4 protein-coding genes are annotated in these 8,256 nt (G+C 66.6%); 1 reads left to right on the top strand and 3 read right to left on the bottom strand.

The annotated features are described in order from the left end of the window. The 3 genes from FAZ21_RS09030 to FAZ21_RS09020 all read right to left on the bottom strand — a co-directional run. The coding region (locus tag FAZ21_RS09030) for a DNA translocase FtsK (protein ID WP_281279749.1) at nucleotides 1-2,093 on the bottom strand (2,093 nt) is incomplete at its 3' end. Between the two features lie 254 nt (nucleotides 2,094-2,347). Continuing rightward, the gene (locus FAZ21_RS09025; protein ID WP_136773116.1) at nucleotides 2,348-4,765 is read right to left on the bottom strand and encodes a two-component system response regulator; all 2,418 of its coding nucleotides are present in this window, start codon (nucleotides 4,763-4,765) and stop codon (nucleotides 2,348-2,350) included. Continuing rightward, nucleotides 4,762-6,570 (bottom strand): PAS domain-containing protein, encoded by a 1,809-nt coding sequence (locus FAZ21_RS09020; RefSeq protein ID WP_136773114.1) that lies wholly within the window; start codon nucleotides 6,568-6,570, stop codon nucleotides 4,762-4,764. The genes FAZ21_RS09025 and FAZ21_RS09020 overlap by 4 nt, the downstream gene beginning before the upstream one ends. A gap of 139 nt (nucleotides 6,571-6,709) precedes the next feature. On the opposite strand from FAZ21_RS09020, the gene fumC reads away from it, so the two are divergent. Next, complete coding sequence (fumC, locus tag FAZ21_RS09015) at nucleotides 6,710-8,107, top strand: class II fumarate hydratase (RefSeq protein WP_136773112.1); 1,398 nt, start codon at nucleotides 6,710-6,712, stop codon at nucleotides 8,105-8,107. The last annotated feature ends 149 nt before the right edge of the window (nucleotides 8,108-8,256 follow it).

The raw sequence follows: 8,256 nt of genomic DNA, 5'->3' as shown, positions 1-8,256 counted from the left end.
ACCAGCATGTGCGGGGCCTTGGCCAGGTCGGTGACGATGGGCTTGCCGGTGATGTCCTTGCCCAGCGCCATGGTCAGCCTGGAATGGCCTTCGCTGAATTCGGCGGATGAGAAGATTTCGGAAAGGCGGATCATCTGCCGGGTCGGATTGGGTAGTTCCATGCCCATGCAGGTCTTGCCGGGAATGGTTTCGACCACACGGATCGATACCAGCCCCAGTGCGCGGGCCAGGTCCTTCATCAGGTTGACGATCTGCGCGCCGCGCACGCCGACGGCGGGCTCCACCTCGTAGCGGGTGATCACCGGTCCGGCACAGGCGTCCAGCACGCGCACCTTCACTTTGAATTCGGCCAGTTTTTCTTCGATGACGATGCTGCGCTCCAGCAGTTCTTCTTCGCTCATCGAGACAGCAACCACCTGCTCGGGCGGATGCAGCAAGGAAAGCGGCGGCAAGATGGTGTCGTCGTAATGGCGCGGCTCGGCGCGTGGTGCAGGGACCGCTGGCGCCAGGGCCTGCGTGGCGGGCTCCAGCCACGGCGCATCGCCTGCGCTGGGTGCGACATCGATGGCTGGCATCCCGACGACGGGTTCGATGGCTGGGGGCCGGTCGGGCGCGATGAGCACAGGGGCAATCCTGGCCATGGGTGCCTCGTCGATGTCCACCGCCTGCCACGCCGGCATGGCTGCGAAATCCTGCTCGGGTTCAAGTTCGGGCTCAGCGGGTAGTGGCGGTATATCGATGATTTCGATCGGTTGCAGCTCGAACACGCTTGGTTGTGCCTGCCACGGTGCGGGTTGGGGCGTTGGTGGCGCTACGGTTGTCGCGGGCTCCGTCAGGCGTGGCGGTTGGGTGGCGACTGCCAGCAGGGGGGCGGCGACCGGGGTGACTGCTGCGTTGGCCGGCAACAGATCGCGCGTCGGCTGCTGGCCGGTGGTGGGGGCTGCGGGGAGTGGCGCGGCTGTCCGTACGGGGGGCGCGGCTGCCGGCGCTTGCGTCACGGTGGCGACGGGAATGGCGCGCGCGGGTTGTGGCGGCGCGCTGCTGGTGGTGTCGGGTGCGGGCCCGGCTGGTGGTTTGCGCACATGCCGGATCACCACCGGTTGCGTGACCATGGTGGGGCGGATCGGTGCGGTGGGCGCGGTCGATTTGAGCGGCCCCGCCGACGGTACGCGTTCACCGTGGATTTCCCGCAGCCGGGCGCGGATTTCGGAAGCATCGATCACCGGCAGCGATTGCGGCGGTTGCGGTGCAGAGCGCGGGCTGGCGGGGCGACGACGCGCGGCGCGTTGCAGGTTGTCCAGCAGTTGCGACATCTCCAGCCGGGGCAGGTCGCGCGGGGCCGGCGGGGGCTCGGGCTGTGGTTCGGCTTTGGGCTCGATCGGCCCAAGGGTCTGGCGCGGCGATGGCCGCTGCGGCGCTGGCGCGGCCTCGACCATTGCAGCCTGCGCAACCGGTACCCGCAGACGCTCGGGTTCGACCGGGCTTGGCGCCGGTTCGGGGGCGGCCGTTGCCGGTGGGGCGGTTTCCTCGGCGCTTTCGTCGGTGTCGATCCGCATGGCGGTATGGATGACGGCGGCGCGATGTTCGGCCCGCCAGCGTGCCAGTCGGGCCCGGCCATGCGTCAGCAGGGTGCCGGGACGCTCCACGGCGCCGCCAAGGGCTTCGAGGATATCCGGCCAACGGCGACGGGCCAGCAGCGGCACACCGGCGCCGATGCCCAGGCATAGCAGCGCCAGTGCGCCGAAGGGCGCGGGCGGCCGGGCACCCAGTGTCAACCATTCACCGAGTACAGGCGTGCCGTGCAGCAGGAACTCGCCGCTGGCCAGGCCGAGCAGCAATACCAGCGCGCCCAGCCATTGCCAGCGCTGCGGCGCCAGGGCGCGGTGTCCGCGCCAGGTCCGCCATGTGGCACAGGCCAGCACGGGCGGCAGCAACCAGGCGGCTACGCCCAGCAACAGCCGCAGCGGCGCCTGGGCGCCGGTCACGCTCATGACGGTGACCACCAGGGTGGCGAAGCCCCAGGCGAGCATGCGACGAAAGCGCTTGACGCCGGATTGGGTGGTCGGGGAGGAAGGCGTGGAAGACTTGGTCATCGATCTGCGGGCGCCTGCCGCCACACGGTCGGCGGACGTTGCGCCGGTAGGCATGACGGTAGGTAAAAATGTATTTTAATCAACGGCTTGACGGATGGATAAGCCGCTAGCGCCAAGCGCGGCAGCTTATCACATCCGGGGGTGATTCGCGCGGGCCGCGCTAGGCGCTTTGCGCCGGACGGGCGCTTGGTTGCCGGCCGACGCCGGCCATGGCGGGGATGGTGGCATGCCGGGCGGTCCCGTCCGGATCAGGTTTACTGCATCGACTGCCATTGCCGGGTGTGCAGCAGGCTCTCCAGTGCTTGCGGTGGTTGCGGGCGGCTGAACAGGTAGCCTTGCGCGTCTTCCACGCCCTGGCGTTGCAGGAATGTCAGTTGCTCGGGCGATTCGATGCCTTCGGCGGTGAGCGCCATCTTCAGGTTCTGCGCCAGCGCGATGATGGCCTGGGTGATGGCGGCATCGTTGCCGTCGTCCGGCAGCCCCATGACGAAGGAGCGGTCGATCTTGATGCGGTCGATGGGCAGGTGCTTGAGCAGGCTCAGCGATGAAAAGCCGGTGCCGAAGTCGTCGATGGCCAGCATGACCCCCAGCGCCTTCAGTTGCCGCAGCCGTTCACGGCTGTGTTCGATCGACTGGATGGCGGTTTCGGTGATTTCCAGTTCCAGGCATTCGGGCGCCAGCCCGGTTTCGGCCAATACTGCGGCCACGTTTTCCACCAGGTGATCCTGCGCCAGTTGTCGTACCGACACGTTCACCGCCATGCGCAGCGGCGGGTGGCCGGCCTGTTGCCAGGCCAGTGCCTGCCTGCATGCCTGACGCAATACCCAGGCGCCGATGCGATCGATCAGGCCGCTTTCCTCCGCCACCGGGATGAAGCGGGCGGGCGGCACCTGCCCCAGTTCGGGGTGATGCCAGCGCAGCAGGGCTTCCACGCCGACCAGCTTTCCGTCCGCCAGGCTGATCACTGGCTGGTAGTGCAGGTGCAGCGCATCGGTCTTCAGCGCCTGCATCAGACCTTGCTCCATCGCCATGCGTTCGTGGGCGCGCTCGGCCATGTCCGGCGAGTAGAAGGCGACGCGGTTGCGGCCGCGCATCTTGGCGTCGTACATGGCGTTGTCGGCAGATTTGAGCAGGGTCTGGCTGTCGGTGCCGTTGTCGGGGAATACGGCGATGCCGATGCTGGCCGAAATGCTCAGCCGTTCGTCACGCAGTTCGATCACCTCGCGTACGGCTTCCAGCAGTTTTTCCGCCAGCGCGGCGTAGTCCTCCAGCCGGCGCGCGTCGGGTACGATGACGACGAATTCGTCGCCGCCCAGGCGGATGGCGATGTCGGTACGGCGGAGCGAGCCCTTGATCCGGCGCGCCACGGTCTGGAGCAGGATGTCGCCGGCGGCATGACCGAGCGTGTCGTTCACCAGCTTGAAGCCGTCCAGGTCGATGAACATCACCGCCACCGGCTGGCGCGACAGTTGCGCACGTTCCAGTTCGGTATCCAGCCGCGCCGCCAACTGATGGCGGTTGCCCAGGCCGGTCAGCGCATCGTGGTAGGCCAGGTGGTTGATCTGTTCCTCGGCCTGGCGGATTTCGCTGATGTCGGAGAACGTGATGATGAAGTTGCGCAGCTCGCCGCGTTCGTCGCGCACTGCGCAGACATGCTCCCAGGCGGGGAAAGGCGTGCCGTCGCGCCGCAGGCAGGTGACTTCGCCATGCCAGTAGCCCTGCCGCGTTTCCAGCAGCCGCGGGTAGAAGTGGTCGCTATGCCGCCGTGCGTGGAGGAAGTTGTCGGGGTCGAAGCCGTAGATGTCCTCCGCCGCGTAGCCGGTCAGCAGGCTGAAGGCGGGATTGGTGGCGATCACGCGGTGCTGCGGGTCGGTGATCAGTACCCCTTCGCCGGTGGTCTGGAACACCACGTTGGCCTGGCGCAGCCGTTCTTCGTTGCGATGCCGTTCGGTCACATCGCGCACCACGCCGATCACGCGGGTGCGGTCGTGCTCGGCGTAGCGCTTGGCGTACAGCTCGATCCAGCCCAGGCTGCCGTCGGGCTGGCGCATGCGCACCGTGCTGCTGACAACGTCGTTCTCCGCCAGTTGTGCGGCGACGGCGGGGCGATCCTCTTCGTGGATGAAATCGAGGAAGGCATCCTGTTCGCCGCGCAAGAAGCGCGGCCGGCCGCCGAGAATGCCTTCCAGGTGTCCTTGCCACTGGAAATCGTCCGATTGCGGATCCCATTCCCAGACGCCCAGCGCGGCGGCGTCCATTGCCAGCCGCAGCCGTTCCTCGGCATGTTCGACTTCCAGTTCGGCCTGGCGGCGGGCCAGTGCCATGCGCAGCGTGGCGTCCAGTTCGCGCAGCTCGTAGGGCTTGAGCAGGTAGCCGTAGGGCATGCTGCGCTCGGCCCGGGACAACGTCTTTTCCTCGGCGTAGGCGGTGAGGAAGACGATAGGCACCTTGTGCTCGGCGTTGATGACGAGCGCGGCCTCGGTGCCGTCCATGCCGGGGCCGAGGTTGATGTCCATCAGCACCAGGTCGGGCTGCTGCGTGGGGATGTGGGCGATGGCGTCCTCGCCGCTGGCGTGGACGCCGACGGCCTGGTAGCCGAGGAATTCCAGGCTGTGCTTCAGGTCGAGCGCGACGATGCGTTCATCCTCGACGATCATGATGCGTGGGTTCATGCGGCGCCTCCGTCCGGTTGGAAGGTCACCACGAAACGCGTGCCGTCACCGCGTTCGATGACCAGTTCGCCGCCGAGCTGGTCCACCAGCAGCGGAATCAGTTGAAAGCCGAGCGAGCCGCCGCCCTGTTCGATGCCATCGGGCAGCCCGACCCCGTTGTCTTCCACCACCAGCCGGGCGTCCCCTGCCGGCTCCCCCGACAGCCGCACGCCGATGCGGCCTTCGCGCCCGGCCGGAAAAGCGTGCTTGAAGGCGTTGGTGACCAGTTCGTTGATCAGCAGGCCGCAAGGCACGGCGCGTTGCAGGTCGAGCAGGACGTTGCCGCTGGTGGCGAGTTCCAGCGTCACCGGCCCGCCATGTTTGTGCAGCGTGTCCTGTAGCAGCCGGCACAACCGCTTGAGATAAAGCCCGATGTCCACCTGTGAGAAGTCGTGCCGCTCGTAAAGCAACTGGTGGATCAGTGCCATCGCCTTCACCCGGCTCTGGCTTTCGGCCAACGCGCGTCGCGCTTCTTCGCTGGCGCTGCGCGATTGCAGGCTGAGCAGGCTGGAGATGACCTGGAGATTGTTTTTCACCCGGTGGTGTACCTCCTGGAGCAGGGCGGTCTTTTCCGCCAGCGCGCGCTCCAGCTGGGCCTGGTCGGCCTTGCGGCGGGTGACATCGACGATGGTGGCCAGCACGCGCAGGCCGCCGTCGCCGGGGATGGGATTCAGGCCGATCTCCACCGGGAACTCGCTGCCGTCGCTACGTAGCGCGAACAGTTCGCGCCGGCCGGCCATGTCGCGGGCGCTGGGGTCGCGCATGAAGCCCGCCATCAACGCCGGGTGCGCCGCGCGGTAGCGCTCGGGCATCAGCGCCATCACGTTACAGCCGATCAGTTGCTCACGCCGGTAGCGGAACATGCGCTCGATGCCGGCGTTCACCAGCAGGATCTGGCCTTGCTCGTCCACCATGGCCAGCCCGTCCGGTGCGTTTTCCACCACCTGGCGAAAGCGCTGCTCGGATAGCCGCAATGCCGCCTCGCCGATCTTGCGCGCGGTGATGTCGGTACCGGACGGGATCAGGTGGGTGACATTGCCGTCGGCATCGAACAACGGTGCAAGGATGAAGTCGATGACGGCGCGGGTATCGCCGGCCATGTGCACCATGCTGTCGAAGCGCTGCGGCTCGCCCTGTGCCGCGCGCCGCACCGCTTCGCGCAATTGTTCCTGCTCGTGCGTATCGTCGCGCCACCAGCCGGTGTCCCATAGCTTGCGACCGCGGACGTCGTCGCGGTCCAGTCCACCGGCCTCCAGCGGGGCGCGGTTCACTTCCAGTAGCGTGCCGTCCAGCGCCAGCAGGCCAACGTAGGCGGTGAGATTGTCGAGGATACCGCGTAGCTGGCGCTCGTTCTCCAGCGCGGCCTGGCGCGCCTCGCGCTGATCGGTTACATCGCGCACCACGGTCAGCACGCCGGCCACGTTGCCATCGGCGTCGCGCAGCGGCAGGTAATCTGCCAGCCACTGCCTGAGCCGTCCCGGCATGATGCTTTCGCCGCTGATGGCCAGATCGCGCAGCGGCTCGCCCAGATCGAGCACCTTGCGCAGCAATGGCAGGATCGTGGGCGCCAGCGAGGGCAACATCTCGCTCACGGTATGGCCCAGGTGCGCTTCCACCGTGGCGCCGTTGCTCTGCGCCAGCAGCGGGTTCAGGTAGCGATAGCGCAGCGTGCGATCCATGATCGCCACGCCCACCGGCAGCGCTGACAACACCTGTGGCAGCAGCGCATCGCAGTCGGGTAACTCGGAAGAGGAGGAAAGGGGCATGGCATTCCCACACATGGCAGAATGCTTCTCATCTTAGTCAGCACCACGTGAGTCGCCGGCCGATTGGTTACAGATTTTGTATGGATTCACGCCAAGCGGTGGAAAGTTTGCGTGGGAAGCGCTTTCAAAGGAGTCAGCCATGTCCGTTCGCTGCGAAACCGATTCGATGGGTGCCATCGATGTGCCGGCCGATCGCTACTGGGGGGCGCAAACGCAGCGCTCCATCATCAACTTCCCGATCGGAGTGGCGCGCTTTCGCTGGCAGCGCCCCATGATCCGCGCGCTGGGCGTGCTCAAGCGCGCCGCTGCCGAAGCCAACGCAGAACTGGGCGAACTGCCGCCGGAGATTGCCCGGCTGATCGTGGAGGCCGCGGACGAAGTGATCGCCGGCACGCTGGATGCGCACTTTCCGCTGGTGGTGTTCCAGACCGGCTCCGGCACGCAATCGAACATGAACGCCAACGAGGTGATCGCCAACCGCGCCATCGAACTGGCCGGTGGCGTGCTGGGCAGCAAGACGCCGGTGCACCCCAACGATCACGTCAACCGTGGGCAGAGTTCCAACGACACGTTTCCCACCGCCATGCACATCGCTGTGGTGGAGCAGGCGCACGCGTGCCTGTTGCCGGCGGTGGAACGGCTGCGCGATACGCTGGCACGCAAGGCGGAAGACCATGCCGACGTGGTGAAGACCGGTCGTACCCATTTGCAGGACGCCACGCCGATCACCGTTGGCCAGGAAATCGGCGCCTGGGTGGCGCAGATCGACTTCGGCCTGGCCGCCGTGCGCGGCGCGTTGCCCGGCGTGCTGCAACTGGCCATCGGCGGTACGGCGGTCGGCACCGGGCTCAACTCGCACCCCGAGTTCGGACAGCGCACCGCCACACACATCGCCGCGCTGACGCGTCAGTCCTTCCTCGATGCGCCCAACAAGTTCTTCGCGCTATCGGCGCACGATGCGCTGGTGCAGGTGTCGGCGGCGCTGCGCACGCTGGCCGGTGGCCTGTTCAAGATGGCCAACGACGTACGCTGGCTGGCCAGCGGCCCGCGCTGCGGCATAGGCGAATATGAAATCCCGGAAAACGAACCGGGCTCGTCGATCATGCCGGGCAAGGTGAACCCGACGCAGTGCGAAGCCATGACCATGGTCTGCGCCCAGGTGTTCGGCAACGACGCGACGGTGGCCTTTGCCGGCAGCCAGGGGAATTTCCAGTTGAATGTCTACAAGCCGGTGATGGTGCACAACGTGCTGGAAAGCATTGAATTGCTCGCCGATGCCTGCCTGGCATTCGACGAGCACTGCGCACGCGGCATCGAGCCCAGCCTGCCACGCATCGCCGAAAACCTGGACAAGAACCTGATGCTGGTTACCGCCCTCAACCGGCACATCGGCTACGACCGCGCCGCCGCCATTGCCAAGAAAGCGCACAAGGAAGGCTCCACGCTCAAAGCCGCCGCGCTGTCGCTGGGTTACCTGACCGAAGACGAGTACACGCGCTGGATCGTACCGTTGCAGATGACGCGGCCGAGTATTTAGGGCGTGTCGTCACCTGTTTCGCGGCAGCGCTGGGCCGAAAAAGCACCAGGCACCAGGCGCACGACGCAGGCAATAACCGGTTATTGGCAAGGAGTGCAACGCGGTGGATGGTGTTTTTTCGGCCCAGCCCTGCGGGTTCGGTACATTTC

Origin of the sequence: Chitiniphilus eburneus (genome assembly GCF_005048205.1) — a bacterium.
GTDB lineage: Bacteria > Pseudomonadota > Gammaproteobacteria > Burkholderiales > Chitinibacteraceae > Chitiniphilus > Chitiniphilus eburneus.
Note: the sequence above shows the minus strand (reverse complement) of the source record. Positions and strands in the feature narration are given on the sequence as shown.

Coding starts and splice junctions, on each gene's coding strand:
- FAZ21_RS09025 (WP_136773116.1), bottom strand. CDS start 4,765: ATGAACCCACGCATCATGATCGTCGAGGATGAACGCATCGTCGCGCTC.
- FAZ21_RS09020 (WP_136773114.1), bottom strand. CDS start 6,570: ATGCCCCTTTCCTCCTCTTCCGAGTTACCCGACTGCGATGCGCTGCTG.
- fumC (WP_136773112.1), top strand. CDS start 6,710: ATGTCCGTTCGCTGCGAAACCGATTCGATGGGTGCCATCGATGTGCCG.